Here is a 24,838-nt window from a genome sequence, read left to right on the forward strand (position 1 = left end):
AGTGATATCTTTCAATCGATTCAGGTTTTTGCTGGCATTCCATCGCAAAAAATCTTCTGATAATCGCCCGGGCAGACAATCAGGAGAGTGATGAGATGAACAAGGAAATGGCCGCGCAGGCCGCAAACAAGGACGGCTTCATTGCAGCGCTCGATCAGTCGGGCGGCTCTACACCGAAAGCGCTCAAGCTTTACGGCGTCGATGAAAGCGCCTGGTCGAATGAAGCGGAGATGTTCGACCTCGTTCACCAGATGCGCACGCGGATCATCAAGTCACCCACCTTCACCGGCGACAAGGTGATGGGCGCGATCCTGTTCGAGCAGACCATGGATCGCGACATCGACGGCACGCCGACGGCGCAATATCTATGGGAAAAGCGCGGCGTGGTGCCGTTCCTGAAAGTCGACAAGGGGCTGGCGGACGCGAAGGACGGGGTGAAGCTGATGAAGCCCATGCCGGATCTCGACGCGCTCCTGAAACGCGCCGTCGCGAAGGGAGTATTTGGCACCAAGATGCGTTCGGTGATCGACGCGGCGAACCCGAAAGGCATCGCTGCCGTCGTCGACCAGCAGTTCGAAGTCGGCAAGCAGATACTGTCTCACGGCCTCGTCCCGATCATCGAGCCGGAAGTCACGATCTCGATCCCGGACAAGGCGGAAGCGGAAGACATCCTGCTTAAGGAAATCACGAAGCAGCTCGACAGCGTGCCGGCCGGCAAGCAGATCATGCTGAAGTTGACGCTGCCGACGAAAGCCAACCTCTACAAGCCGCTGATCGACGATCCGCGCGTCATGCGCGTGGTCGCTCTCTCCGGTGGCTACTCCCGCGATGAAGCGAATGAAAAGCTCGCGCAGAACAAGGGCATGATCGCGAGCTTTTCGCGCGCATTGACCGAGGGTCTGTCGGCGGGCCAGAGCGATCAGCAATTCAACGCCGCGCTGGCTTCGGCGATCGACAGCATTTTCGAAGCATCCCGCGCCGGCTGACTGGTACCCGCGGCGGCTTAGGGGGAACGACAGCTCCAATGTCGCGCATCGCCACTCTCCTCACCTGGTTCGCATTCCCGGTCTATGTCTGGCAGGGCATCGGCGTGCGCCGGCGCACCGAGCGCATGTTCCCGGCAAAGGGGCCTGTGCTCCACGCCATCGCGGGCGGCGAGCCGCCGCTTTCGCTTCTGGTGCTCGGCGATTCCTCTGCCGCCTCGGTCGGCATCGGCCATTCCGAAAACGGCCTTGCCGCGCAGCTTGCTCTGATCCTCTCCAAGCGCACCGGCCGAGCCGTCCGCTGGCGCGCGGCTGGTTTCAATTCGGCGACCTCCGGGCAGATCCGCGATCACGTCCTGCCGAACCTTTCGGCAGAACCGTGGACGCATATCGTGCTGTCCATCGGCACCAACGACACCAAGAACTTCCATTCGCTTCCGCGCTTCAAGAAGGAGTTCGGCGGTCTTCTTTATGCCCTTCGCGCCAAATGGCCGGAGGCGCGTGTCGTCTGGTCGCCGGTGGTCGAGTTCACCCGCGTCCCGGCGCTGCCGCCGCTGCTTGGGCGCATCCTCGAAATCCGGGCGCAGGCGATCAACGGGCTGGGCGAGCGCTTGTGCCTGGAGCGCGGCGCGGTACCATCCGCGCGCCTGCCGATCCTCGATCCTCAGCTTGGCTTCTCGACCGACGGCTTCCATGCCTCGGAAGCAGGCTACCGCGCCTGGGCCGAGCATCTGGCCGACCTGGTGCTCGGCGAGGCTGAAAATTCAGCCCTGCCCGTGGCTTAAGAGAACCGTCAGCGAGATCGCCCCCAGCGCGACGACCGCCAGCTTCCAGAAATCGCGCCTGTGCCGCAGGCCCGGCAGGCCGAGCGGCTTGATGATCTGGATGACCATCATGGCGACGATGACGAGCGACAGGGCTTTGGACATGCGGCGTTTGAGCAGGAACGCAGCACTCTGTCAAAGCACCGGCTAACCCATTAGGCCGATGGACGCACGGGTCGGCGATTAGCTAGGGTATGTTGAGATTCAGGTCAGGCCGAGCCGGAATCGAAGAGGGCGCGGAGCGACCAAAATGGTGGATTTCGAGAACCGGAGCGGAGCGTACATTCGGGTACGTGAGCACCGGAAGCGCAGAAAGCCGCCATTTGCAGGCCGGGATCACCTGAATATCAACATACCCTAGGGAGGGCGGCGGCATGGCATCGCGCTATCGCGAAGTTTACGAAAGCTGGAAACGCGATCCCGAAGGTTTTTGGGCGGAGGCCGCGCGCGCGATCGACTGGTTCAAGCCGTGGGACGCGGTCTTCGACCCGAATTCCGGGCCGTACGGCCGCTGGTTCCCCGGGGCAGAGTGCAACGCCTGCCACAATGCCGTTGATCGCCATGCCGACGGCGAAAGGGCCAGGCAGCTCGCCCTCATCCACGACAGCGCCTACACCGGCGAGCGCAGAAAATTCACCTACGCCGAGCTCAAGGCGGAAGTGGTCGCGCTGGCCGCCGTGCTCAGGGACCGCGGCGTCGAAAAGGGCGATCGCGTCATCATCTACATGCCGATGGTGCCGGAGGCGGTGTTCGCCATGCTTGCCTGCGCCCGGCTGGGCGCGATCCACTCCGTCGTCTTCGGCGGCTTCGCCGCCAAGGAACTGGCGACCCGCATCGAGGACGCGACGCCGAAGCTGATACTCACTGCCTCGTGCGGCATCGAGCCCGGCCGTGTGATCGCCTATAAGCCCCTGCTCGATCAGGCGATCGAATTCTCGCGCCACAAGCCCGAGGGCTGCATCATCCTGCAGCGGCCGCAGCAGACCTGCGAGCTGACCGCAGGCCGCGACATCGACTACGCGGAAAGTGTGGCGGCCGCTAAGGCTGCGGCGCGAAAAGTACCCTGCGTTCCGGTCCTCGCGACCGACCCGCTCTACATCCTCTACACCTCGGGCACCACCGGCCAGCCAAAGGGCGTGGTGCGCGACAATGGCGGCCATATGGTCGCGCTGAAATGGTCGATGGAAAACGAGTTCGGCGTGAAGCCGGGCGAAACATTCTGGGCTGCGTCGGACGTCGGCTGGGTGGTCGGCCATTCCTACATCGTCTATGCGCCGCTGCTGCATGGCTGCACGACCATCCTTTACGAGGGCAAGCCGGTCGGCACGCCGGACGCCGGAACTTTCTGGCGGGTCATAGCCGAGCACGGCGTCGTCGCCCTGTTCACCGCGCCGACCGCCTTCCGCGCCATCAAGGGCCAGGATCCAAAAGGCGAGTTCGTGCCGAACTACGATCTGTCGCGCTTCCGCACCCTGTTCCTCGCCGGCGAGCGCGCCGACCCCGAGACGGTCAAATGGGCCGAGCAGAAGCTTTCCGTGCCGGTTATCGACCATTGGTGGCAGACCGAGACCGGCGGGCCCATCAGCCAGAACCCGGTCGGGCTCGGTCTACTGCCGGTGAAATACGGCTCGCCCGGCGTGCCGATGCCGGGCTACGACGTTCGGATTCTCGACGACGCCGGCCATGCCGTTCCGCGCGGCACGCTCGGCAATGTGGTCATAAAACTGCCGCTGCCGCCCGGCTGCCTGCCGACGCTGTGGAATGCCGACCGGCGCTTCCACGAGGCCTATCTCGCCGAGTTTCCCGGCTTCTACAAAACCGCCGACGCCGGCTACATCGACGAGGACGGCTATCTCTTCATCATGGCGCGCACCGACGACATCATCAATGTCGCCGGGCACCGCCTGTCGACCGGCGCGATGGAGGAGGTGCTGGCCGAGCATCGGGACGTCGCCGAATGCGCCGTTGTGGGCATCGCCGACGCCATGAAGGGCCAGATTCCCTGCGGCTTCGTCGTGCTCAATTCTGGCGTCGCGCGCGATGCGGAGGCGATCGAAAAGGAGATCGTCCAGCTCGTCCGCGACCGCATCGGGCCGGTCGCCGCCTTCAAGACGGTGGTGATCATCAAGCGGCTGCCCAAGACCCGCTCCGGCAAGATCCTGCGCGCGACCATGCAGAAGATCGCCGACGGCGAAGCCTGGACCATGCCCGCCACCATCGACGACCCCGCGATCCTCGACGAAATCACGCAGGCATTGCGGGCAAAGGGCGTCGGAGGGTAGTCCATCCGGCGTGCAACCCCGAACATTTCGTATCGCGCGCTAGCGCCTCGGACCTGTCGCGGACCTTCGTTCGGATGGCCGCCGGCAGGTTTAATCTCATTGCTGACGTTTGGCCGACGAGGAATCCTTTGGGCTCCTTGCCGCGCCGCGTATCGCAAACTTCCTCGCGCGAGCTGAACAGCGGCCTGCGGCCAGCAGATTTGCCCGCCGGCGGTAACAGTTCGACACCAAATTTTACCGAGCCGGCCAATCTTTTGCTGCGGCGTGTGATTATTTCATGACGGTTTTATGACGATGCGAAAAGGCGAAGCACCATGAGCCGAGAGAATGTGGCGTTCGCCATCGCAACGTTTATTGGTGTAGTGCTGCTTTTTACGATCGGCTTGTCCAGACCGGATTTGTTTGTCGAGGACGGTCTGGTGGAGAACCTGAGTGCCGTTGGCTTTGCGGCCGCCACGCTGTTCGCTCTGAGTGCGGCTCTTCAAGGACGTGTCTCGTTGACGTCCGCCGAGAGGAGGATTCTCGTCGGAACGAGCGCTCTGTCGTTGGTGCTCTTTCTCAGTGAAATCAGTTTTGGCGCTCGCATTTTCGGTATCCAGATGCCGCAGATGAGCGGCGGCGGCGAGTTCGACGGCGGGCATGACATCGTTATCCTCGTGGTTCGCCAACTACGCGACGCAGGGCCCACCGGCATACTCGCGGCGGTCATAGCGGGAGGGCTTCTCCTGGCCATCGTATTTGCCGTTCTGCGCCGGTTTCGACAGCGGGCTCAGATGCTCGCAGCGCATGTCCTCTCGAAACCGTTCGTGTTCCGCTTGGCTATGGCCCTTGGCCTCCTCGCGAGCGCCGTAACCCTTGATGTCATTCCATCGTACAAGGCGTCGATCCTGGAAGAGGTCCTGGAATTCTCCGTCAGCGTTGTGTTGATCCTGGCCGTGTCTGCGCTCTTTCGGTCAAAGAGTGTGGTGGCTGTTCAGCGCGGCTGTCGCCATGTGCGCGGCAATTTCCTGCCTCACCCCTGCCAGTCAGATGGAGAATGAAGCGTGCCTTCGAAACAGAATCTGGACCTGATCGCCAAACTGAAAGGCATGATTCATGATTGCCTGAAGGACTGTGTCTCCAGGGACGAGCCGCTGGCGATTCTCGACTTTCCGGACATCCGCAACTGCGGCGATTCCGCCATCTGGCTGGGCGAGATGGCCTATCTGCAAGATCGGTTCGGCAAGCGGCCTGCCTATGTCTCGCGAATGGACGATTTCTCGGCTGAAGACCTCGAACGCATCATGCCGACGGGTCCAATCTTCATTCATGGCGGCGGCAATTTCGGAGATATCTGGGATGCGCATCAGGATTTCCGCGAGCGAGTGATCGAACGCTTCCCCGATCGTCAAATCATCCAGTTTCCCCAGTCGATCCATTACAAATCGTGGGAACGAGTGCGAAAGAGCGCGCAGGTCATTGGACGCCACAGGAATTTCGTGCTGCTGGTCCGCGACGAGGAATCGAAGCAGTTCGCGGAAAAGCATTTCGATTGCCAGGTGCGCCTTTGCCCGGACATGGCCTTCTGCATCGGCCCGGTTCAGCCCGCTCCGCCAGAATTCCCGGTGCTTGCGATGCTCAGGTCAGATCTTGAGAAGGCGGTCGATGCCGATCGCTCAGCCAATCCGGGCGTCCCGAAGGAAGACTGGATTACCGAGTCCGCCAAGTACGTCCGCGTTTCCAAGGCGTTCGGCGCAATGTCGGCATTCCTGGCGCTCAAACCGGCTGAGGTGCGGCTGCGCAAGCTTGATGCGGCGGCGCACAACCGCTTCAGGCGCGGCATCCGGCAAATATCGCGCGGGCGCGCGGTCGTGACCGATCGCCTGCACGTCCACATTTGCTCGCTGCTCCTCGGGCGGCCGCACGCCGTCCTCGACAACAATTATGGCAAGATACGACGGTTCATGGCCGCATTCTCCGGTGGAAGCGATCTCTCCTATAAGGCGACCTCGCTGGAGGATGGAATTGCCTGGGCGCGTGCCCAAGCCGATTAGAGCCAACCGGAGCGGCGCTGAGGGACAAAGGCTTTGGGGCGATAGCCTCGCCCGGCGGAGGAAGTCGTTCCGACAGGTGGACCAGCTCTGGGTCGACGACATGGCGACTGCCGGCCGCGGTCGACCGGGCAGGCCCGCGTGATCAGTGAAGTTCGATCTGGTGCTCCCGCCGGGATGCGGCGGATCCAGTCTGGTGGAGGCTCAGGGCCTTGAGAATAGCGTCGTGGCTTTGAAGCACCATGACTTCTCCGCGCGTGTGCACCAACAACGTCCTGTCGCCGTGCTCCTTGATCATGACCAGTTGCGTCGAGTTCAAAGAGATGGTCTGGCCACCGCTATCAGGTAGCTGAATCCACATGATTTTGTTCCCCGGCGTGGTCCATCGACCCTCACTTGGGTGGATGCCAAAGCACCCAACCCCGGGAGGGCGGTCTGAGCGTGGATGACATGTTATGGTTCAATCAAGGGCGCCGCAGCCCCCATTTGGGGGATGGTGTTGGTGCGCGGACTTCGGTAACGGATCGTGGGCTAGGCTCAGACCGACCTATTGCGCCGGACTATCGTAAGCTGCAAATTGCTCGGGATAGCTGAACAGCGGCGTGAGGCAATCCCATGGTGCGGAACTGGATCGTCAGGTTCTGGCTGTCCTTCTCGACGACCGGGCTGCTGCTCGGCACGCTGTTCTTCGCGGCCTCGCTGACGCCCACTCTCCTGCCGCGCAACTATCTGACCCAAGGCGTGCTGTCGGGATGCAGCCTGGCCGTCGGATATGGCATCGGCGTGTTCCTGCACTGGCTTTGGGAATATATGGAACTGCCTGAGCCCAAGGCCCGGATCAGGCGGAACACCAAGCTCGTCGCCGCACTCGCCTGCGCCGTTGTCGGAATCGTCTTCCTGTGGCGGGCGACGGGATGGCAGAACTCGGTCCGCGAAGTGATGAGCATGGAGCCGGTCGACAGCGCCCACCCGCTCGAAGTCGGCCTGATCGCGCTCGCCACCTTCCTCGTCCTCATCGCGCTGGCCCGATTGTTCCGGCTGACGCTCGTCTACATATCCGAAAAGCTCAACCGGTTCGTGCCGAGGCGCGTTTCGTATGTCATCGGCAGCACCATCGCGATCCTGCTGTTCTGGTCGATCGCCGACGGCATCCTGTTCCGATACGCGCTGCGCGCCGCCGACAGCTCGTTCCGGACGCTCGATGCTCTGCTGGAACCCACGACGCAGCAACCGTCGGACCCGACCAAGACCGGCAGCGCCGCATCGCTGGTCCGCTGGGACGAACTCGGCAGGAGAGGGCGCGAATTCGTCGCGACGGGACCGACGCGCGCGGAGTTGAACGCCTTCCTCGGCAGGGAGGCGCTCGAGCCCGTCCGCGTCTATGTCGGCCTGCAATCGGCCGAAACCCCGCAGGAGCGGGCAAAGCTTGCCCTGGAAGAGATCAAGCGCACCGGCGGGTTCGAGCGCTCGGTGCTTCTCGTCATCATGCCGACCGGCACCGGCTGGATCGACCCCGCGGCTATGAACCCGGTGGAATACCTCCATGCCGGCGACATCGCCAGCGTCGCCATCCAGTATTCATATCTCGCAAGCTGGCTGTCGCTGCTGGTCGAGCCCGGCTATGGCGGGGAGGCCGCCCGCGCCCTGTTCTCGGAAGTCTACGGCTACTGGACCACCCTGCCCAAGGACCAGCGCCCCCGCCTCTATCTCTACGGCCTCAGCCTCGGCGCGCTGAGTTCGGAGTTGTCGACAGAATTGTTCGAGGTGCTCGGCGACCCCTATCATGGCGCGCTGTGGAGCGGCCCGCCCTTTCAAAGCAGCGGCTGGCGCTCGATCACCAATCGCCGCAATCCAGGTTCGCCGGAATGGCTCCCCCGCTTCCGCGACGGCTCCTTCGTCCGCTTCACCAGCCAGGAGAATGCGCTCGACATTCCGGACGCCAAATGGGGGCCGCTGCGCATCGTCTACCTGCAATACGCCAGCGATCCGATCACCTTCTTCGACTACCATTCGTTCTACCGCGAGCCAGACTGGATGAAGGCGCCGCGCGGGCCGGATGTTTCGCCGGAACTGCGCTGGTATCCTGTCGTCACCTTCCTGCAACTCGCGCTCGACATGGCGATGGGCACGACGACTCCCATGGGATACGGCCATGTCTATGCGCCCGAACACCATGTCGACGCCTGGATGGAAGTGACCGACGTCCAGGGCTGGACACCTGAGGACGTCGAAAGGCTGAGGCGGAAGTTGGAAACGCGGTAGCCGACGCCAGGCTGCGGCCTGTTTGCGCGGCTGGCTTTGCGGTTCACGCAAAAACAACCCGGAAATGCAACCCTGCTGCGGTCCTGTGGCGGGAGGCCGGTTCTTTGTCAGTCAAGCTATGGTCACGTTCCTTCGACCTGTTCCTTGTTGTGCTGGGATTGGCGGCGCTGCTGTGCCTGAGTCCACTGGGCACCGCACTGGCGATGATTGCGGCGATCGCCGTGATCGGCCTGCCGATCACGCTGGCGATGGCGGCGATACCGACGCTGTTCTTGGTCCTGCTCACCGCCCGATTGATCTATCTCGCGCTGCTTGCCTTCGGCTTGCGCGCCAAGATCCTCAGCGCCGTCCTCGCGCTCGGGATATTGGCCATTGTTCCCTGGCAGGAAAACCGCCGGCTTGACGCCATTGCGGACTCGGTGATTGACGGCGACATGAACCGACTGGCTGGCCCGCCGTCTATCGAAACGCTCGCCGTTGTAACCCCGAAGGCCTATCACGCGACCGGCATCTGCGACGATTTCTGCCAGCGCACGCTGCTGAACAAGGTTGTCGGTTCGCTGATCATGGTAAAGCAGGAGACGCCACTGGCGGAACCGGCCGATGACGTCTCCGGGACAATGTACCGGCTGGAAAAGCGGTCGATTTGTCCGCCGATCGATCTGAAGGACGGAGTCGGCAACCTGGAGATTCCCGGCGAAAAGCGGGAATGGGGCGACAAGACGCCCGCCGACCTTTTGCGCCTCAAAGCCGCAGAGGGGCTATGCCTCATCGCCGAAAAGGCGCCCATCGCCAACGCCGACGCGGTGTTGGTCCGGGGTCCGGTCCGCAGGGGCATGTCGCCAGACACCGCGGGATTCTCGCCCGTCGCCGATACCGTAAGCGCCGATCGCCTGTCCTTCTATGTTCGGGATAACGGAGCGCTGGTCGAACGGTATCGGTCGACCGGTGTCACCTATTACAGGCTGCTGCCGATACTCGCACCGAGCTATGCCTCGAGTTCCGGCATGGGGTTGAAACCGGGCCTGCTGCGCCGCGCCGCCTATAGGGGCGGCGCCCGGCAATACGATCCCGCGCCTCCGCTTGAGCCGTTCCTGAGCGATGTCCTGGGGTTCGACCTCGTCTTGCGCGGAGGGGATGCGAAGCAGGCAACCACGCGCCTGATCGCCGCCGCGCTGGATCGGCCGGGGCTGGTCGACCGCGCCTCGGCGAAGGTCATGAGCGATTTTTTCGAAGACATCCATCGCCGCAAGGATGTGATGGAAGACGATGCGCGGCTGGCTTTGCGGATCCTCAAGGACCGCAGAGTTCCCGTGCCGCGCCTGGCCTCCGCTCCGGTGAGAAAATTCGCCACGGCCGACGGTGCGTTGACGCCACAGTTCGCCGAAGCCCTGTTCGACCGCCTGTCCGACGCCAAGCCAGGAGAGCGGGAGGACGATCCCGACTACCTGGGCTATACGCTCGATTATCTCGGCGACGCCATAGCCGCCCTTCCCGACGAGGCCATACGTCCCTACCGCGCCGCGCTTGAAAAACTCGCCCGCGATCGCGAGGCTCGCGTCGAGGCTTATAGCGCGCTGACGAGGCTGAGCGTCTTCGGAGCGGACGGCGTTCCGACGCTGATCTACCTGATAGACGATGCGGCAAGCCGCAAGGTGAAAAATAAAGCCGGAAACGAATGGCAGCACCCATATCTTGCGGGGTTGATCGGATTGTGCCGCACTGGGCCGGCGGGCAATGCGGCCATTCCCATGATCTACGATCGCCTCGCCAGTGGAGTCATGGTGAAATTCGGCTCTTATCGGGATCTGACCATCAATACGCTGGTTCATCTCGGCGCTGGCGCCGAGGACATCTGGGCTCACATGGAAACCGGCGACAGGAATCACACCCGCGAACGCCTCGACCGCCAGGTCCAAAGAGCGGGCACGAAAGTCGACTGCTCCTATTAGCCGGTTTTTCCGCAGGCAGGTCATCGGCAGACGACCTCCGCAATTTTGTTCCTCGATCGGCGCAATCCAGGGAACGCGCTTCCGCAACCGGGATGCCTCCCCAAACTGCTGGTCTTGTTCGGGGCCGCCGCTGTCCTAAATTGCAGCGTCATCCTCCAGCGGCGAAAAATCCCCGCCAGACTAACGGAAAACACACATGAACTGGCTCAAATCCCTCATCATCGCCGGCGCCATCCAGGCGCTTGCCATCCTGCCCGGCCATGCCGGCGCAAACCTCGACGCCATCAAGTCGGCAGGAGTCTTCAAGATCGGCACCGAAGGCACCTACGCCCCGTTCACCTATCACGACGAGAGCGGCAAGCTTGTCGGCTTCGACGTAGAGATCGGCGAGGAGATCGCCAAGCGGCTCGGCGTGAAGGCCGAATTCCTCGAAGGCAAGTGGGACGGCCTCATCGCAGGCCTCGATGCCAGCCGCTACGACGCCGTCATCAACCAGGTCGGCATCACCGAGGAGCGCAAGGCGAAATACGATTTCTCCGATCCGTATATCGCCTCCAAGGCGGCGCTGATCGTCCGCGAAGACAATGCCGAGATCAAGGGTTTTGCCGATCTCACCGGCAAGAGGGCGGCGCAGTCGCTGACCAGCAATTACGGCAAGATGGCGGAGCAAGCGGGTGCCGAACTCATCGGCACTGATGGCTTCGACCAGTCGATCGCGCTCGTCGTACAGGGCCGCGCCGACGCCACCATCAACGACAGCCTGTCCTTCCTCGATTTCAAGAAGAAGCAGCCCAACGCGCCGGTGAAGATCGCTGCGACCGAGGACGAAGCGGCCTATTCCGGCGTCATCGTCCGCAAGGGCGACCCCGAACTCGTGGCCGCGATCAACGAGGCCCTCAAGGAGATGAAGGCCGACGGCGCCTATCAGAGGATAGCCGACAAGTATTTCGGCCAGGACGTTTCGCAGTAAACCAGCGGGAGGCCATGGGCCGCGCCTTGCGGCCCGTGCCCTCGACCCGTTAAACCCGATTGACCGTTTGACGGGAGTTTTCCGGTGCCGCACTGGCTGCAATTGATGCTCGATTCGCTCGGCCCGCTTCTGTGGGCCGGTCTCATTTTCACGATCCCGCTGACGCTGCTGTCCTTCGTGCTCGGCCTCAGCCTCGGATTGATCTCGGCGCTGATCCGCCTGTTCGGGCCGAGGCCGCTGGCGGCAGCCGTCCGCTTCTATGTCTGGATCATCCGCGGCACGCCGCTGCTGGTCCAGCTTTTCCTCATCTTCTACGGCCTGCCCTCGATCGGCATCGTGCTCGACGCATTCCCGGCGGCGCTTATCGGCTTCACGTTGAACATCGGCGCCTACACCTCGGAGATCATCCGCGCGGCAATCTCGTCGGTTGCCAAGGGTCAGTGGGAGGCGTCCTTCTCGATCGGCATGTCGTGGGGCCAGACCATGCGCCGCACCATCCTGCCGCAGGCGGCCCGCGTCGCCGTACCGCCGCTGTCGAACACCTTCATCTCGCTGGTCAAGGACACCTCGCTCGCCGCCGCCATCACTGTGCCCGAACTCTTCCAGGCCGCCCAGCGCATCGTCGCAACCACCTATGAGCCGCTGATCCTCTACGTCCAGGCGGCGATCATCTATCTCGCCATCAGTTCGGTGCTTTCGGCGCTGCAGGCGCGGCTGGAGGTACGTCTCGGCCGCTATGGCGGCTTCATGGAGGCGCGCTCGTGATAGAGCTGTCGCATATCGAGAAGAAGTTCGGCGACCACACCGTGCTGGACGACGTCAGCGTTTCCTTCGCGGAAGGCAGCGTCACCGCGCTTGTCGGCCCGTCGGGCGGGGGCAAGTCGACGCTGCTGCGCTGCATCAACCTTCTGGAGATCCCGACTTCCGGCCGCGTCCGGATCGGCGACGATGCGCTCGACTTTCATCCCGGCGACAAGGTCGGCTGGGCAGCCATCCAGCGGCTGCGCCGGCAAACCGGAATGGTGTTCCAGAATTTCCAGCTTTTTCCACACCGCACCGCCATCGACAATGTGTCGGAGGCGCTGACGACCGTGCTGAAATGGCCGAAGCAGAGAGCCTTGCAGCGCGCGCGCGAACTCCTCGAAAAGGTCGGGCTGGCGCACAAGGCCGAAGCCTGGCCGGCGACGCTGTCCGGCGGCCAGCAGCAGCGCGTGGCGATCGCACGGGCGCTCGCACCCTCGCCGAAGGTTCTGCTTTGCGACGAGCCGACCTCCGCGCTCGATCCAGAACTGGCGGGCGAGGTGGTGGAGGTGCTGGCCCAGCTCGCGCGCGAAGGCACCACGATGGTCATCGCCACCCACGACCTGCGCCTCGCCTCCACAATAGCGCAGGAAGCGATTTTCCTCGATGCTGGCGTGGTTGTCGAAAAGGGCCCTGCCCGCGACCTGTTTTCCAATCCCGAGCGCCAGCGCACCAAGCGCTTCATCGCGACGCTTACGCAAAAGCCCGTCGAGCAGGAAGGCAGCGGGATTTGAACCACGGCCGAAGCCGGCACGACTTCCCTTCCCGTCAAGCCCCTGTCCGAGGCCTGCCCCGCCCGCTATAAGGACGGCAAAGCAGGAGAAAACGGCATGGCGCTCGACGGCAAGACGGCGATCGTGACGGGCGGAGGCGGCGGCATCGGCTTCGCCATCGCGCAACGTTTCCTGCGCGACGGCGCCCGCGTGATGATTGCCGACACAGACCAGGAAAAGGGCGCGAAGGCCGAGCGCGATCTGGCCAAGCTCGGCGAGGTGCAGTTCGTCAAGGCCGACATCGGCAAGCGGCTCGACATCCACAATCTCGTGGCCGCTACCATCGACGCCTTTGGTGACATCGACATCCTTGTCAACAACGCGGCGATCGTTCACGGCGCGGATTTTCTCGACCTCAGGGAGGACGATTTCGACCGCGTGCTCCGCGTCAATCTGAAAGGCCCCTTCCTCGCCGGCCAGGCCGTCGCCCGCTACATGGTCGAAAAGGTCAAGGCCGGCGGCGCGGCCGGATCGATCGTTAACATGTCTTCGGTGAACGCCGTCTTCGCGATCGCCGAGCAGCTCGCCTATTCGGTGTCGAAGGGCGGCGTCAACCAGTTGACCAAGGCGATGGCGCTGTCGCTGGCGCCTTACGGCATAAGGGTCAACGCGATCGGCCCGGGCTCGATCCTGACCGAAATGCTGGAAGCCACCAACAGCGATCCGGCGGACAGAAAGCGCCTGCTGTCGCGCACGCCGCTCGGACGCCTGGGCGAGCCGTCGGAGATCGCCGCCGTCGCGGCTTTCCTGGCTTCGGAGGACGCCAGCTACATCACCGGCCAGACGATTTACGCCGATGGCGGGCGGTTGCCGCTGAACTATACAGTCGCTGTGCCGGAAACCTGATTTGAAGCGGTTGCTCCTGACAGACTGCTGTCAGTAGGGGTGTGCGATAGTGTCTCCATCAAACAAGGAGGCACCGCCATGAACATCACGCCGAACATCTTCCGCGCCATCAGGCACTATGCCGGCAAGGTTCAGACAATGCGCGACGAAGTCCGCACCGAGCGGCTTCTCAACTCGCTGCCGGCATCCGTCCGCAAGGACATCGGCTGGCCGGACAATTACGCGATTCGCCGCTCCCGTCGCGGCTGAGCCGGTAAACCGATTTCTTCCGGCAGGACAGGCGTTCTGCCGGAAGTTCAAAACGGAGGAGACCGACATGTCCGCTGCAAAAACCATAGGGTTCATTTTCATCGACGGTTTCGCGGACTGGGAATACGGCCTCCTGTCGGCCTCCGCGGTCGAGTGGTTCGGGGCGCGGGCCGTCTCGCTCTCGCCCGGCGGCTCACCCAGGAAATCGATGAGCGGCTTCCATCTGACGCCGGACCGCAGCCTCGAAGTTGCGGAAAACGCCGATCTCGACGCCGTGGCCGTCATCGGATCAGACCACTGGGCTTCCAACTCACATCCCGATCCTTCGCCCCTGTTGAAGGCAGTGGCGGCGCGCGGCGGCGTTGTCGGCGGCATTTGCGCAGGCACGCTGGCGCTCGCCCGCTCTGGCCTCTTCGAAACCGCCAGGCATACCAGCAATGGCCGCGACTGGATCCTGAGGCACGAGCCCGACTATGCCGGCTCGGCGCATTACGAGGACCTGCCGTACGCGGTCGCCGATGGCAGGATCGTATCTGCCCCCGGCTCCGCGCCAGGCACGTTCGCGCTTGCGTTCATGAAGGCGCTATATCCGGAGCAGGAAGGGCAGCTCGCCGAAATGAAGACGCTCTTCGCCAGGGAATTCACCGGCGCGCCGGCCCGAGCCTCCTGACAATATGCTGTCAGGAGCAGCGTGCCATGGTGATCGGACCGATCGAGGGAGAAGACATATGAACGCCCATGTACCTGCCCACGCCGCCGTCTGGTTCGAGATCCCGGTAACCGACATGGAGCGCGCCCGCATATTTTACGGCGCCGTTCTTCAAAACGAGCTTTCGCTGAACGAGGACGGGCCGAATCCGATGGGAATGTTCGTCGCCAGGGATCGGGACTCGGTCGCCGGCCACGTATATCCAGGCAAGCCCGCGGCTGCTGGAACAGGCCCGACCATCCATCTTTCAGTCGCTGCGCCGATCGAAGCGGCAATGGAGCGCGTGACCGGAAATGGCGGCCGGATCGTTTCGCCGGTCATCGAGATTCCCGCCGGGCGTTTCGCATACTGCCTCGACCCGGACGGCAACAGTTTTGGCTTGTTCGTGAAGTAGGTGATAGATGAAGGACTGCGGATTGGCAGGTTAGCACATGCGGCGCGCAGACAGACTTTTCCAGATCGTCCAGCACTTTCGCGGTGGCCGGCTCGTCACTGCGCAGAAGCTCGGCCAATGGCTGGAGGTTTCCGAGCGAACGATCTACCGCGATATCGCCGACCTTCAGTCGACCGGTGTCCCTATCGATGGCGAAGCCGGTGTCGGCTACATTATGAGAGAGGGTTTCGACCTTCCACCGCTGATGTTCACACGCGATGAAATCGTTGCCCTGGTCGCCGGCGCCCGCATGGTCAGGGCCTTTGGCGGCGCGGCCATGGCGCGCGCCGCCGACGAGGCGCTGGTCAAGATCGGCGCGGTCCTGCCCGACGCCGAGAAGGACCGCATCGCCCGTACCGAGATCCATACGCCGATGTGGGTGGTCAGCGATGCCGACCGCGTGAACATCGATCTGATCGAGCGAGCAGTCGAAAAGCGCCAGGTGCTTACGCTCGACTACCACGACGAGGCCGGGCGCGGCTCGGTGCGCGACGTGCGCCCACTTGGCCTGTGGTTCTGGGGCAAGGTCTGGACGCTTGTCGCGTGGTGCGAGATGCGCAACGATTTTCGCGCTTTCCGCATCGACCGGATCGCCACGGTGAACCCCGCCGACCGCACCTTCAAGCCCGAGCGCGGCAAGACGCTGACCGATTTCTACCGCACCATGGAGCGCGGCGGAGAATCCGGCGACCGGGCGGCGCAGACTTGATTGCGACCCATGCCGTGACTTTTCGGACGCCAGCCGAAATGCAGGACGGCGATTGGTGCGGCCCTTCTTCTTCGTAGCGCTCGTGATTTACCGCGTGCCGAGGACCCATGCCGTGACGGTCGGGACAGCTGAGACTATGCAGGAGGGCGACGGCGCGGACCTTGCTGTTCGATTCTGGACCGCCGAAGCACTGCCGCAAGGGTACGGCGGTTCAGAACCAGCAACGGCCCGATCCGTGCCGATCGGTCGTGAGAGGCGCTTGCCAGGGAACAAATTCCCGCTCCCACAAAATTTTTAACGCCCTGAAATCAACGTCTTGCACGATTTCTTCGCTTTTTTCGCGCTCGCTTTTTTCCACACCCTCCCCTGATGCCCGCATACTCCATCCCGCAGCTTGCTGGTGGGAACGGGTGTGCACGACCGGCATCCAGGCAAGTGTGGCGCCGGAGATGTTCCCCGCATGGTCGTGCGGGGCGCTCCGGCCCCGGGTCGAACCTGTGCGCCCGCTCCTTGTCCCAGAATACCGGGACAGGGCATGGGCCGGGAGCGGCAAGGGGAGAAAACGCCGGCGGCGCATGGCAGCGCGTCACTAAATTAAATTGATTAGGCGTCGCTGCCATGCGCCGCTTCCCACACCCCGGCTTCGAGAAGAAGCGCATGACCCGGAAGACAAAACCCGAGATCGAATTCAGCCCCGAATGCCAAGTCGCCCTGGACCGCCTTGTCGCTTTGGCGCACCAGCTGGCTGCGATGCTCCCCGGCGACAGCCTGTCGCCTGAAACCGGCCTCACCGACACGCCGCCCTCGCAGGCGCTGGCGATGGGCATGATCTGCTTCCTGATGCGCGCCGACCCGGAGGATATCCGCGCCGCGCTCTTCGCCGAGAAGTCGCTCGGCGAACTGCCGTTCAGGCCCTTCCCCGCCGGCCACACCAGACAGGCGCCGCTGGCGGAGATGTTTTAAGACAGAGGAGACCCCGTCGGCCTCTATCTCCTTGCACAGGCCCCTCCATCGCCCTCGGCGGTGGAGGGCCCACGCGAAAGCGTGGTGGAGGAGGCACGTGGACAGGCGGTTTTGGCAAACTTCTCCTGGAAAAAGGAGACGAAACTACTCGTCTTCCTCTTTGTCCTTCGACTTCAGCGCCGTCAGCTTCGCGAACACGGCGTTGGCGTCGAGTTCCTTGTCCTCGTCCTTCGGCTTCTCGGTCTCGGGCGTCAGCCGCTCGGTCATCGAGGCCGGCAGCAGCGTGTCGCCGGTCGGAGCCGCCGGCTGCTTGCCGTGCGAGGCGCGCTGCACCTCGATGTCCAGGTCGATCTGCGAGCAGAGGCCGAGCGTCACCGGGTCCATTGGCACCAGGCTGGCCGAGTTCCAGTGCTTGCGTTCACGGATCTGGTCGATGGTCGACTTGGTCGTGCCAACCAGCCGCGAAATCTGCGCGTCCTTCAATTCGGGATGGTTGCGCACCAGCCAGAGGATTGCGTTGGGGCGATCCTGGCGCTTGGACAGCGGCGTGTAGCGCGGGCCCTTGCGCTTCGATTCCGGCACGCGCACCTTCGGGTCGAGCAGCTTCAGCCGGTGGTTCGGATCGGCGACGGCCTTGGCAATCTCCTCGCGGCTGAGCTGGCCGGTCATGATCGGATCCATGCCCTTGATCCCCTGCGCCGATTCGCCATCGGCGATTGCCTTCACCTCGAGCGGATGCAGGCCGCAGAACTGCGCGATCTGCTCGAAGGAGAGCGCAGTATTGTCGACCAGCCAGACTGCGGTCGCCTTGGGCATCAAAAGCGTATTGGCCATCAGATAATATCCTCTCGTTCGCCCGCGTCCCGTGCGCGGGCGGTGGTCAGACCACCGGAAATGGGAATTCGGGGCGTATATAACGCTGTTTCCGGCCCGGGGCAAGAAATCTTCGCCGGAGCCGCGGCTGTCGTGGAACCGTCGCGAAAGCGTCATCCCGCTGAAATATCAGGCGCTCAAAGCAAGACCGCACCCTATCGAACAGGAGAGGTCTTCGATGCCCCGCCATTCCCGCCTTTTCGCCCTGACCGCCGCATTCGCGGCGTCCGTCGCGATGCCTGCCCATGCCGAGATGATGTTCAACCGGATCGCCACCTTCGCCGTCGCCGACAATCTACCGGCCGACGCCGACCGGACCAAGCCGACCTCCTCCGAAATCATCGCAGCGAGCGAGGACGGCATGACGCTGGTTTATTCCGACAGCCCGTTTGGAGCCGTCGGCTTCATCGACATCACTGACCCGAAAGCTCCGAAAGCCGCCGGCACGGTGAAGATCGACGGCGAACCGACCTCGGTCGTTGTTTCCGGAGTCAAAGTGCTGGCCGGCATCAGCACGTCGGAAAGCAAGGCCGCCCCCTCCGGGAACCTTGCCGTCATCGACCTCGCCTCGAAAACCATCGAGAGCACTTGCGATCTCGGCGGCCAGCCGGATTCGCTTGCATTGAGCAAGGACGGGAAATTCCTGGCAGTCGCCATCGAGAACGAGCGTGACGAAGAGCTGAACGATGGCGAGATCCCGCAATTGCCGGCCGGCGACCTGAAGATATTCACGCTCTCGGCCGGCCTGCCCGACTGCGCAACGATGAAGACCGTGACGTTGACCGGCCTCGCCGAAGTGGCCGGCGACGATCCGGAACCGGAATTCGTCGCCTTCAACGAAGCGGGCGAGATCGCGGTAACGCTGCAGGAAAACAACCACATCGCCATCGTCGACGCCGCGACAGGCCAGGTCACCACGCATTTCTCGGCGGGTGCCACCTCGCTCGAAAACATCGACACGAAAAAGGACGGTGCGCTGAACTTCACCGGCAAGATGGAAGACGTCGCGCGGGAACCCGATGCGGTGAAATGGCTCGATAACGATCGCCTCGTCATCGCCAATGAGGGGGACTACAAGGGCGGTTCGCGCGGCTTCACCATCTTCGACAAGGCCGGCAAGGTGCTGTTCGAGGCCGGCAACGCCCTCGACCACGCCGCAGCCAATGTCGGCCACTATCCGGAGGCCCGCAACAAGAAGGGCGTCGAGCCGGAAGGCCTGGAAGCCGCCAAATTCGGCGACGAGCAGCTGTTCTTCGTGGCGCTCGAACGCGCCTCGCTGATCGGCGTCTACAAGGACGCGGGTGCAGCCCCGGAACTTCTCCAGCTTCTGCCTTCCGGCGTCGGCCCGGAAGGCCTGGTTGCCATCCCCTCGCGCAACCTCCTGGTCACGGCTAACGAGACCGACCTTGTCGAAGACGGCCTCGCCCGCTCGCATGTCATGATCTACGAGCGCGCCGAGGGTGCGGCGGCATATCCGCAGATCACGGCGTCGCTGACCGATGACGGCACGCCGCTCGGCTGGGGCGCGCTTTCGGGGCTCGCCGCCGATCCGAAGGATGCCGGCAAGCTCTATGCCGTGTCGGACTCGGTCTATCGCTCCGCGCCTTCGATTTTCACCGTCGACACGACGCAAACGCCGGCGCTGATCACCGCAAAGACGATCGTCACGCGCGACGGCTCGCCGGCCCAAAAGCTCGATCTCGAAGGCATCGCGCCGGATAGCGAGGGCGGCTTCTGGCTGGCATCGGAGGGCAATTCGGACAAGCTGACCCCGCACGGCATCATCCGCGTCAACGACAAGGGCGAGATCAAGCAGGAGATCGCCTTTCCGGCGGAACTTCTGGCTCATGAAATCCGCTTCGGGCTGGAGGGCATCACCACCATCGGCGAAGGCGACGACCTCATGCTTGTGATGGCCATGCAGCGCGAGTGGAAGGACGATCCCAAGGGCCATGTCAAGCTTCTCGCCTACAAGCCGAAGGCGAAGGAATGGTCGGCCGTGCGCTATCCGCTCGAAGCTGCCGGCGCGGGCTGGATCGGCCTGTCGGAAATCACCGCCCACAACGGCAAGCTCTATATCGTCGAGCGTGACAATCTGATCGGCGCAGATGCCAAGGTGAAGCGCGTCTACAGCGTGGCGCTCGACGCCTTCAAGCCGGCCGCACTCGGCGGCGAATTGCCGTTAGTCGAAAAGACGCTGGTTCGCGACCTGATCGACGATCTGAAGTCAGCCGCCAACGGCTATGTCGCAGACAAGGTCGAGGGTTTCACCATCGACGCCGGCGGCGAAGCCTTCGTCGTCACCGATAATGACGGCGCCGACGATTCGTCCGGCGAAACCCTCTTCATCCGCCTCGGCAACATCGAAGCGGTGAACTGAACGCCGAGCCCGTGATTTCCTCTCCCCCTCGCAACAGGGGAGAGGAGGCCGCTACCGTGCATCAGACGATAGGCGTCACGGTGCAGCCGCGGGCGCGCAGCCGCGGCAGTATGCCGGTTTCGCCCGTGAGTATGCCGATGGGCAGGACCACGAAGGCGGTCGGGGCATCCGTGGAGTCAAGCAACCCAAGAAGACGATCGAACGCCAGTGCTCCAGCCTTCTCTTCCTCGATAAACGTCGAGGGATCGGGTATGCCCTGGTTGGCAATTTCGGCGGTAAAGCGATAGATTTCCTCTCCCCGCCTGGCGCGATAGAGCTGTTCCAGATGGGCGCCGATGGGCCCGACGCGCCGGCGCACATCAAGGAGAAAGGCGATCTTCGGTTCGTCGATAGTGTCGTTTAAGACGATGGGGTCGCGCGGAAGCCAAAACTGCTCCCGTATCTCCTTCTCGGTGATGAGGAAGGCTACTGGGCGACCGCGCGACCTGGAATGCCGCGCGAGCACGTCACCGAGATAGGGGTTCGGCGGGGTCTGACCCTCGCCCATCAGAAGCCAGGAAACCTCGATTCCCGACAATTCTTCGATGGGTACGCCGTCGGGAAGCCCGGCCAGGGCCGCGCGGAGCTCATCGGCGACGGGTCGGCTGATGCTCTTCCATATCGGAGGCAGAGTTCTTCGCGGCAGATCCCAGGCGGTCATCTCGACGTTGGGGAAGGCAGCGATGATACGCTGCGTTTCATCGATCAGCCTTTTGCCGTCGCTGACAATGTCCGGGACGAGCGAAGCATCAATTCGCGCATAACCGAACAGCACGTTCGCGTTCCGGCCGGGCATGGCCGCGCGCCAAAAGACCGCCTGCTCCTGATCGGCCGCGTAAGCCCTCGGTTCCCGAACCGAGACAGTCAATGCTGCGACGGCCAGAAATTGCCTACGCGTGATCGGCATCGGATTCCCTGCCGGCGGATGGCTGTCCGATCTACCTAGCGGCGGCGGGAGGCGCGTCAAGGCGCTCCCGGTTGCCTATGCAACATCCAGCACGATCTTGCCGATGTGCTCGCCCTCCTCCATCCGCTCATGCGCCCGCCAGGCTTCCCTGAGCGGAAAAATCATGTCCATGACCGGGACCACCCGCCGCGCCGCCAGCAGCGGCCAGACCTGGGCCTCGAGGGCGGCCGCGATCCGGCCCTTGAACTCGACGGTGCGCGGCCTGAGCGTCGAACCGGTATGCACGAGCCGCTTGACCATCAGCTTGGAAAAATCGGCGCTCGCCACCGCTCCACCCTGGGTGGCGATCTGGACGATGCGGCCCTCGACCGCCGCCGCATCGTAATTGCGCCCGACATAGTCGCCGCCGACCATGTCGAGGATGACGTTGGCGCCGCGCCCGTCCGTCACTTCCTTCACGGCCGCGACGAAATCCTGCTCGCGGTAATTGACCGCCCGGTCGGCGCCGAGCTTCAGGCAGGCCTCGCATTTTTCCGCCGAGCCGGCAGTCGTGATCACATAGGCGCCGAGGGCAGAGGCGAGCTGGATCGCCGTAGTGCCGATGCCCGACGAGCCGCCATGGACGAGCAGCGTTTCGCCGGCCTTCAGGCCGCCGCGCTCGAACACATTGTGCCAGACTGTGAAGAAGGTCTCCGGCAGCGCCGCCGCCTCGGTGAGCGTAAAGCCCTGCGGCACGGGCAGCGCGTTGCTTTCATGCACTTTGGCGTATTCGGCGTAACCGCCCCCCGGTGTCAACGCGCAGACCGCGTCGCCCGGCCGCCAGCGCCTGGCCCCCTGGCCGACCGCGACAACCTCGCCCGACACCTCCAGGCCCGGCAGATCGGATGCGCCCGGCGGCGGCGGATAAGCGCCCTTGCGCTGCTGCACATCGGGACGGTTGACGCCGGCGGCGCGCACGCGAATGAGTATCTCGCCTTCGCCGGGCTCCGGCACGTCGCGCTTTTCGGGCTTCAACACCAAGGGCCCTCCAGGCTGCGAAATCGCCACCGCCGTCATTTTCGCCGGTATCTTGTCTCCGTTAGCCATTCTAGGCATCCTCTTTGGGGTCGGCCCTGCCCGCGGGCGATTGCATCGCCGCCCGCCTGTTATGTAGTCTGGCGGCCAATCAGGCAAATTGGAGATGCGACGATGGCGATCTTCGAGGACGAACCGAAAAAGCCCGCGAACAGGCACGAGATCGGCAAGGATCTTTCGCTGCTGTCCGTCTCGGAGCTTGCCGAACGGATCGGGCTATTGCGCGAAGAGATCGCCCGGCTGGAAGCCGAACTGAACGCCAAGAGCGCGACCAAGAGCGCGGCGGAAGCGCTTTTCAACCGTCGATAGTCGCACCGCCGCCGCCGGAACGCCTCAAAGGGCGGTATGTTCGGGGCTGATTCTCCTCCAGCCGGACCAGCGCATGTTCATGTTCGCCGCCTACCGACCGATCCTCTCGCTCCTGCGCGGCACGGCCTTCCTGCTTGCGGCGTCCGGCCTGCACGGACTGCTTCTGCCGTTGAGAGGCCAGGAGGAAGGGTTTTCGACGGCCGTGCTCGGCCTTTTGGGAACCGCATGGGCGGGCGGCTTCGTCGCCGGCTGCTTCTTTGCGCCGCGCCTTGTGCGGCGCGCCGGCCATGTCCGCGCCTTCGGTGCATTCGCGGCTTCCGGCGCGATCGTCGCATTGCTGACGGGACTGCTCATCAACGAGCCCGCCTGGATCGTGCTGCGCGCCTTCACCGGCTTCACCATGGCCGGCGCCTTCATGGTCATCGAAAGCTGGCTCAACGAGAAGTCCACCAACGAGAACCGCGGCACCGTGTTCGGCCTCTACATGATGGTCACATACGCTTCCATCATGGCCGGGCAGATGATCGTGGCAGCAGGCGACGTGAAATCCGCCTCGCTGTTCATGGTGGCCGGCATCTTCTTTTGCCTGTCGCTCATCCCGACAGCGGTTTCGACCGCCGCAACCCCCAAGCCGCTGCAGGACGTGTCGCTCGATCTGAAGGGGCTTTACGCCAATTCGCCTGTCGCCTCCGTCGCCTGCGTGCTGATCGGCATCGCCAATGGGGCATGGGGCACGCTCGGGGCGGTCTATGGCGCGCGGATCGGCATCTCGACCCCCGAGATCGCGTTGATGATGAGCCTCGTCGTGGTCGCCGGCGCGGCCATGCAATTGCCAGTCGGGCGGGTTTCCGACAAGACCGACCGCCGCTTCGTCCTCGCCGCCGCTTCGCTGGGATCGGCGGTGTTCGCGCTCCTGGTCTTCGTGGCGACGCCGCGCTCGGGCGTCTTCGTCATCGCAATGACGGCCTGCTACGGTGCGCTTGCCTACACGCTCTATTCCCTCGCCGTCGCCCACGCCAACGACCACGCCAGTCCGGAGGATTTTGTCAAGGTCTCGGGTGGCCTGCTGCTGCTCTACGGCTTCGGGACCATGATCGGTCCGGTGATTGGCGCCGTGCTGATGGGCTCGATGCGGCCGGAGAGCCTGTTCCTGGCCACCGCGCTCGCCCATTTCACGCTTGCCGGCTACACCGTGCTTCGCATCGGCCGCCGTGCGCCGGTCCCGGTAGAGGACCGCGAAGCCTTCAAGACGCTGCCTTCCGAGCGCGGTGTGACGCCCGAGGCAGTGCGGCTCGACCCGCGCACGCCGGCCGAACAAGACAGTTGAGATTTGGCGATTATTGCCTCACAAAGAGCGATGATCCTGACAGATGCTTTCGTGGCCATTGCGGATCCCAACCGGCGCCATCTCCTGGAGGAGTTGCGCCGCGGCCCGAAGACCGTCGGGCAATTGGCGTTAGGTCTGCCGGTCTCGAGGCCCGCCGTATCGCAGCACCTGAAGGTCCTGCTCGACGCCGGACTGGTCAATGCCCGTCCCGAGGGCGCGCGCCGCGTCTATGCCGTCAGCGAACACGGTTTCCTCAAGCTCAATATCTGGCTGGATCAGTTCTGGCAGGCTTGAACGCCCGCGGGACGGTTTTCCGCCGCAAAAATCACAGCCCTGTCACCCGCACCGGCAGCGCCTGAATGACAAGATAATAGCCCCGGCGACACGGCGTGCCGCCGGCAAGCTGTCCGCGCCTTATGGGCGCGCTGTCTTCAGCCTTAATGTTTCGTGGGATTTGCCTTCAGTTTCTCAATCTCGTCCTTGAGTGCCAACTTGCGCCGCTTCAGAGTCACGATTTCCAGGTCGTCCACGGAAGGATGGGTCATCGCCTGGTCGAGTTCGCGTTCGATATCGCCGTGTTTCCGCTGCAGCTCTTCAAGATGGTTTGCAAGAGACATGATTGGTTCTCCCTTTCATGGATTTCCTCGGACAATACGCGTCACGGGCGCGTCCACCGCTGGGCGCTCCATGACGGTACGATGACAGTGTGCCACCAGATGGTTTGGATGTCGAATGCGTGTTCGTAGGATTTCCTGAAAGCTCGAAATGTGCTAAGGGCTGCGCGCCGGGCGGCTTGGTCCTCCGGACCCGCCCTGATTGGCGCAACGTGGGCGCCGGAACCCTACAGACGGTACATAATGTCGGACCAGGAACAGACCGAGATTCGTCTTGAGTTTGCGAAGCTGAAGCAGGAACACGCGGACTTCGACGCCGCGATCAACGCCATGATCGCGACCTCCTGTGATCCGCTGCAGATCCAGCGCATGAAGAAAAAGAAGCTGATCCTGAAGGACAGGCTCTCCAAGCTCGAAGACAAGATAATCCCTGATATCATCGCCTGACAGGGCGGCGAGAGGCTGGCGCTGTCCTTGCGGCAGGCGCGGATTTCCGTTATTCGCCACCCTTCAACCGGCCGGGGATCGA

27 protein-coding genes are annotated in these 24,838 nt (G+C 63.4%); 21 read left to right on the forward strand and 6 right to left on the reverse strand.

The window, feature by feature from the left end; all coding sequences use genetic code 11:
- The first annotated feature begins 95 nt into the window (after nt 1-95).
- The gene (locus tag ACG873_RS21930) at nt 96-986 is read left to right on the forward strand and encodes a fructose bisphosphate aldolase (RefSeq protein ID WP_394887584.1); all 891 of its coding nucleotides are present in this window, start codon (nt 96-98) and stop codon (nt 984-986) included.
- A 38-nt stretch (nt 987-1,024) separates the two neighbouring features.
- Nucleotides 1,025-1,768, forward strand: a complete 744-nt coding sequence (locus ACG873_RS21935; protein ID WP_394887586.1) for an SGNH/GDSL hydrolase family protein — start codon at nt 1,025-1,027, stop codon at nt 1,766-1,768.
- On the opposite strand, the gene ACG873_RS21940 is transcribed toward ACG873_RS21935, so the two are convergent.
- The gene (locus ACG873_RS21940; RefSeq protein ID WP_394887588.1) at nt 1,748-1,912 is read right to left on the reverse strand and encodes a hypothetical protein; all 165 of its coding nucleotides are present in this window, start codon (nt 1,910-1,912) and stop codon (nt 1,748-1,750) included. The two genes, ACG873_RS21935 and ACG873_RS21940, sit on opposite strands and share 21 nt — an antisense overlap.
- Nucleotides 1,913-2,181: 269 nt before the next feature.
- Here ACG873_RS21940 and ACG873_RS21945 point away from each other — a divergent pair, with 269 nt between their 5' ends.
- The 3 genes from ACG873_RS21945 (at nt 2,182) to ACG873_RS21955 (ending at nt 6,122) form a co-directional block, all read left to right on the forward strand.
- On the forward strand, nt 2,182-4,089 hold the full coding sequence (locus ACG873_RS21945) for a propionyl-CoA synthetase (RefSeq protein WP_394887589.1): 1,908 nt from the start codon (nt 2,182-2,184) through the stop codon (nt 4,087-4,089).
- A gap of 314 nt (nt 4,090-4,403) precedes the next feature.
- The gene (locus tag ACG873_RS21950; protein ID WP_394887590.1) at nt 4,404-5,129 is read left to right on the forward strand and encodes a hypothetical protein; all 726 of its coding nucleotides are present in this window, start codon (nt 4,404-4,406) and stop codon (nt 5,127-5,129) included.
- Between the two features lie 48 nt (nt 5,130-5,177).
- Entirely contained in the window at nt 5,178-6,122 is a 945-nt protein-coding gene (locus tag ACG873_RS21955) for a polysaccharide pyruvyl transferase family protein (protein ID WP_394893644.1), read from the forward strand.
- A gap of 142 nt (nt 6,123-6,264) precedes the next feature.
- Here the strand turns inward: ACG873_RS21955 and ACG873_RS21960 are convergent, their stop codons facing one another.
- Nucleotides 6,265-6,480, reverse strand: coding sequence for a hypothetical protein (locus ACG873_RS21960; RefSeq protein WP_394887592.1), 216 nt, complete (start codon nt 6,478-6,480; stop codon nt 6,265-6,267).
- A 254-nt stretch (nt 6,481-6,734) separates the two neighbouring features.
- On the opposite strand from ACG873_RS21960, the gene ACG873_RS21965 reads away from it, so the two are divergent.
- The 11 genes from ACG873_RS21965 to ACG873_RS22015 all read left to right on the forward strand — a co-directional run bounded on the left by ACG873_RS21965 (nt 6,735) and on the right by ACG873_RS22015 (nt 16,786).
- Nucleotides 6,735-8,381 (forward strand): alpha/beta hydrolase, encoded by a 1,647-nt coding sequence (locus tag ACG873_RS21965; protein WP_394887594.1) that lies wholly within the window; start codon nt 6,735-6,737, stop codon nt 8,379-8,381.
- 104 nt (nt 8,382-8,485) lie between these two features.
- Nucleotides 8,486-10,333 carry a hypothetical protein gene (locus ACG873_RS21970; RefSeq protein WP_394887596.1) on the forward strand — a complete coding sequence of 616 codons (1,848 nt, stop codon included), beginning with the start codon at nt 8,486-8,488 and terminating at the stop codon, nt 10,331-10,333.
- A gap of 196 nt (nt 10,334-10,529) precedes the next feature.
- Nucleotides 10,530-11,303: an amino acid ABC transporter substrate-binding protein gene (locus ACG873_RS21975; protein WP_394887598.1), complete on the forward strand. Its 774-nt coding sequence runs from the start codon at nt 10,530-10,532 to the stop codon at nt 11,301-11,303.
- A gap of 84 nt (nt 11,304-11,387) precedes the next feature.
- Nucleotides 11,388-12,068, forward strand: coding sequence for an amino acid ABC transporter permease (locus ACG873_RS21980; protein ID WP_394887599.1), 681 nt, complete (start codon nt 11,388-11,390; stop codon nt 12,066-12,068).
- Nucleotides 12,065-12,838, forward strand: a complete 774-nt coding sequence (locus ACG873_RS21985) for an amino acid ABC transporter ATP-binding protein (RefSeq protein WP_394887601.1) — start codon at nt 12,065-12,067, stop codon at nt 12,836-12,838. The genes ACG873_RS21980 and ACG873_RS21985 overlap by 4 nt, the downstream gene beginning before the upstream one ends.
- A 96-nt stretch (nt 12,839-12,934) precedes the next feature.
- Nucleotides 12,935-13,723: an SDR family NAD(P)-dependent oxidoreductase gene (locus tag ACG873_RS21990; protein WP_394887603.1), complete on the forward strand. Its 789-nt coding sequence runs from the start codon at nt 12,935-12,937 to the stop codon at nt 13,721-13,723.
- A 78-nt stretch (nt 13,724-13,801) separates the two neighbouring features.
- The gene (locus tag ACG873_RS21995; protein WP_165027836.1) at nt 13,802-13,972 is read left to right on the forward strand and encodes a hypothetical protein; all 171 of its coding nucleotides are present in this window, start codon (nt 13,802-13,804) and stop codon (nt 13,970-13,972) included.
- Nucleotides 13,973-14,039: 67 nt separating this feature from the next.
- Nucleotides 14,040-14,642, forward strand: coding sequence for a DJ-1/PfpI family protein (locus ACG873_RS22000; RefSeq protein WP_394887604.1), 603 nt, complete (start codon nt 14,040-14,042; stop codon nt 14,640-14,642).
- 58 nt (nt 14,643-14,700) lie between these two features.
- The gene (locus ACG873_RS22005; RefSeq protein ID WP_394887605.1) at nt 14,701-15,075 is read left to right on the forward strand and encodes a VOC family protein; all 375 of its coding nucleotides are present in this window, start codon (nt 14,701-14,703) and stop codon (nt 15,073-15,075) included.
- Nucleotides 15,076-15,112: 37 nt separating this feature from the next.
- Nucleotides 15,113-15,823 (forward strand): helix-turn-helix transcriptional regulator, encoded by a 711-nt coding sequence (locus tag ACG873_RS22010; protein ID WP_394887607.1) that lies wholly within the window; start codon nt 15,113-15,115, stop codon nt 15,821-15,823.
- 618 nt (nt 15,824-16,441) lie between these two features.
- Nucleotides 16,442-16,786, forward strand: coding sequence for a hypothetical protein (locus ACG873_RS22015; RefSeq protein WP_394887609.1), 345 nt, complete (start codon nt 16,442-16,444; stop codon nt 16,784-16,786).
- Between the two features lie 144 nt (nt 16,787-16,930).
- Here the strand turns inward: ACG873_RS22015 and ACG873_RS22020 are convergent, their stop codons facing one another.
- Nucleotides 16,931-17,620 (reverse strand): DUF1013 domain-containing protein, encoded by a 690-nt coding sequence (locus tag ACG873_RS22020; protein ID WP_394887611.1) that lies wholly within the window; start codon nt 17,618-17,620, stop codon nt 16,931-16,933.
- 217 nt (nt 17,621-17,837) lie between these two features.
- Here ACG873_RS22020 and ACG873_RS22025 point away from each other — a divergent pair, with 217 nt between their 5' ends.
- Complete coding sequence (locus ACG873_RS22025) at nt 17,838-20,039, forward strand: esterase-like activity of phytase family protein (protein WP_394887613.1); 2,202 nt, start codon at nt 17,838-17,840, stop codon at nt 20,037-20,039.
- A gap of 61 nt (nt 20,040-20,100) precedes the next feature.
- Here the strand turns inward: ACG873_RS22025 and ACG873_RS22030 are convergent, their stop codons facing one another.
- Nucleotides 20,101-20,985: a hypothetical protein gene (locus tag ACG873_RS22030; protein WP_394887615.1), complete on the reverse strand. Its 885-nt coding sequence runs from the start codon at nt 20,983-20,985 to the stop codon at nt 20,101-20,103.
- Nucleotides 20,986-21,060: 75 nt separating this feature from the next.
- Entirely contained in the window at nt 21,061-22,071 is a 1,011-nt protein-coding gene (locus tag ACG873_RS22035; protein WP_394887616.1) for an NAD(P)H-quinone oxidoreductase, read from the reverse strand.
- A gap of 102 nt (nt 22,072-22,173) precedes the next feature.
- Between ACG873_RS22035 and ACG873_RS22040 the strand changes: the two genes are divergently transcribed.
- The 3 genes from ACG873_RS22040 to ACG873_RS22050 all read left to right on the forward strand — a co-directional run bounded on the left by ACG873_RS22040 (nt 22,174) and on the right by ACG873_RS22050 (nt 23,989).
- Nucleotides 22,174-22,368: a DUF1192 domain-containing protein gene (locus ACG873_RS22040; protein ID WP_394887618.1), complete on the forward strand. Its 195-nt coding sequence runs from the start codon at nt 22,174-22,176 to the stop codon at nt 22,366-22,368.
- A gap of 79 nt (nt 22,369-22,447) precedes the next feature.
- Nucleotides 22,448-23,695: an MFS transporter gene (locus ACG873_RS22045; RefSeq protein ID WP_394893645.1), complete on the forward strand. Its 1,248-nt coding sequence runs from the start codon at nt 22,448-22,450 to the stop codon at nt 23,693-23,695.
- 30 nt (nt 23,696-23,725) lie between these two features.
- Nucleotides 23,726-23,989 carry an ArsR/SmtB family transcription factor gene (locus tag ACG873_RS22050; RefSeq protein ID WP_394893646.1) on the forward strand — a complete coding sequence of 88 codons (264 nt, stop codon included), beginning with the start codon at nt 23,726-23,728 and terminating at the stop codon, nt 23,987-23,989.
- A 143-nt stretch (nt 23,990-24,132) separates the two neighbouring features.
- Here the strand turns inward: ACG873_RS22050 and ACG873_RS22055 are convergent, their stop codons facing one another.
- On the reverse strand, nt 24,133-24,312 hold the full coding sequence (locus ACG873_RS22055) for a YdcH family protein (protein ID WP_008834853.1): 180 nt from the start codon (nt 24,310-24,312) through the stop codon (nt 24,133-24,135).
- Nucleotides 24,313-24,552: 240 nt separating this feature from the next.
- Between ACG873_RS22055 and ACG873_RS22060 the strand changes: the two genes are divergently transcribed.
- Nucleotides 24,553-24,756: a YdcH family protein gene (locus tag ACG873_RS22060; protein ID WP_008834854.1), complete on the forward strand. Its 204-nt coding sequence runs from the start codon at nt 24,553-24,555 to the stop codon at nt 24,754-24,756.
- Nucleotides 24,757-24,838: the final 82 nt, after the last annotated feature.

It is taken from the genome of Allomesorhizobium aridi (genome assembly GCF_043769475.1).
Lineage (GTDB): Bacteria > Pseudomonadota > Alphaproteobacteria > Rhizobiales > Rhizobiaceae > Allomesorhizobium.

Excerpts from the sequence above, each read along its gene's own strand:
- ACG873_RS22030 (WP_394887615.1), bottom strand. The coding sequence starts at position 20,985 with ATGCCGATCACGCGTAGGCAATTTCTGGCCGTCGCAGCATTGACTGTC.
- ACG873_RS22015 (WP_394887609.1), top strand. The coding sequence starts at position 16,442 with ATGCGCCGCTTCCCACACCCCGGCTTCGAGAAGAAGCGCATGACCCGG.
- ACG873_RS22020 (WP_394887611.1), bottom strand. The coding sequence starts at position 17,620 with ATGGCCAATACGCTTTTGATGCCCAAGGCGACCGCAGTCTGGCTGGTC.
- ACG873_RS22040 (WP_394887618.1), top strand. The coding sequence starts at position 22,174 with ATGGCGATCTTCGAGGACGAACCGAAAAAGCCCGCGAACAGGCACGAG.
- ACG873_RS21995 (WP_165027836.1), top strand. The coding sequence starts at position 13,802 with ATGAACATCACGCCGAACATCTTCCGCGCCATCAGGCACTATGCCGGC.
- ACG873_RS22000 (WP_394887604.1), top strand. The coding sequence starts at position 14,040 with ATGTCCGCTGCAAAAACCATAGGGTTCATTTTCATCGACGGTTTCGCG.
- ACG873_RS21955 (WP_394893644.1), top strand. The coding sequence starts at position 5,178 with ATGATTCATGATTGCCTGAAGGACTGTGTCTCCAGGGACGAGCCGCTG.
- ACG873_RS21945 (WP_394887589.1), top strand. The coding sequence starts at position 2,182 with ATGGCATCGCGCTATCGCGAAGTTTACGAAAGCTGGAAACGCGATCCC.
- ACG873_RS22010 (WP_394887607.1), top strand. The coding sequence starts at position 15,113 with ATGCGGCGCGCAGACAGACTTTTCCAGATCGTCCAGCACTTTCGCGGT.
- ACG873_RS21950 (WP_394887590.1), top strand. The coding sequence starts at position 4,404 with ATGAGCCGAGAGAATGTGGCGTTCGCCATCGCAACGTTTATTGGTGTA.
- ACG873_RS22060 (WP_008834854.1), top strand. The coding sequence starts at position 24,553 with ATGTCGGACCAGGAACAGACCGAGATTCGTCTTGAGTTTGCGAAGCTG.
- ACG873_RS22035 (WP_394887616.1), bottom strand. The coding sequence starts at position 22,071 with ATGGCTAACGGAGACAAGATACCGGCGAAAATGACGGCGGTGGCGATT.
- ACG873_RS21965 (WP_394887594.1), top strand. The coding sequence starts at position 6,735 with ATGGTGCGGAACTGGATCGTCAGGTTCTGGCTGTCCTTCTCGACGACC.
- ACG873_RS22050 (WP_394893646.1), top strand. The coding sequence starts at position 23,726 with ATGATCCTGACAGATGCTTTCGTGGCCATTGCGGATCCCAACCGGCGC.
- ACG873_RS22045 (WP_394893645.1), top strand. The coding sequence starts at position 22,448 with ATGTTCGCCGCCTACCGACCGATCCTCTCGCTCCTGCGCGGCACGGCC.
- ACG873_RS21935 (WP_394887586.1), top strand. The coding sequence starts at position 1,025 with ATGTCGCGCATCGCCACTCTCCTCACCTGGTTCGCATTCCCGGTCTAT.
- ACG873_RS21990 (WP_394887603.1), top strand. The coding sequence starts at position 12,935 with ATGGCGCTCGACGGCAAGACGGCGATCGTGACGGGCGGAGGCGGCGGC.
- ACG873_RS21930 (WP_394887584.1), top strand. The coding sequence starts at position 96 with ATGAACAAGGAAATGGCCGCGCAGGCCGCAAACAAGGACGGCTTCATT.
- ACG873_RS21960 (WP_394887592.1), bottom strand. The coding sequence starts at position 6,480 with ATGTGGATTCAGCTACCTGATAGCGGTGGCCAGACCATCTCTTTGAAC.
- ACG873_RS21940 (WP_394887588.1), bottom strand. The coding sequence starts at position 1,912 with ATGTCCAAAGCCCTGTCGCTCGTCATCGTCGCCATGATGGTCATCCAG.
- ACG873_RS21975 (WP_394887598.1), top strand. The coding sequence starts at position 10,530 with ATGAACTGGCTCAAATCCCTCATCATCGCCGGCGCCATCCAGGCGCTT.
- ACG873_RS22005 (WP_394887605.1), top strand. The coding sequence starts at position 14,701 with ATGAACGCCCATGTACCTGCCCACGCCGCCGTCTGGTTCGAGATCCCG.
- ACG873_RS22025 (WP_394887613.1), top strand. The coding sequence starts at position 17,838 with ATGCCCCGCCATTCCCGCCTTTTCGCCCTGACCGCCGCATTCGCGGCG.
- ACG873_RS22055 (WP_008834853.1), bottom strand. The coding sequence starts at position 24,312 with ATGTCTCTTGCAAACCATCTTGAAGAGCTGCAGCGGAAACACGGCGAT.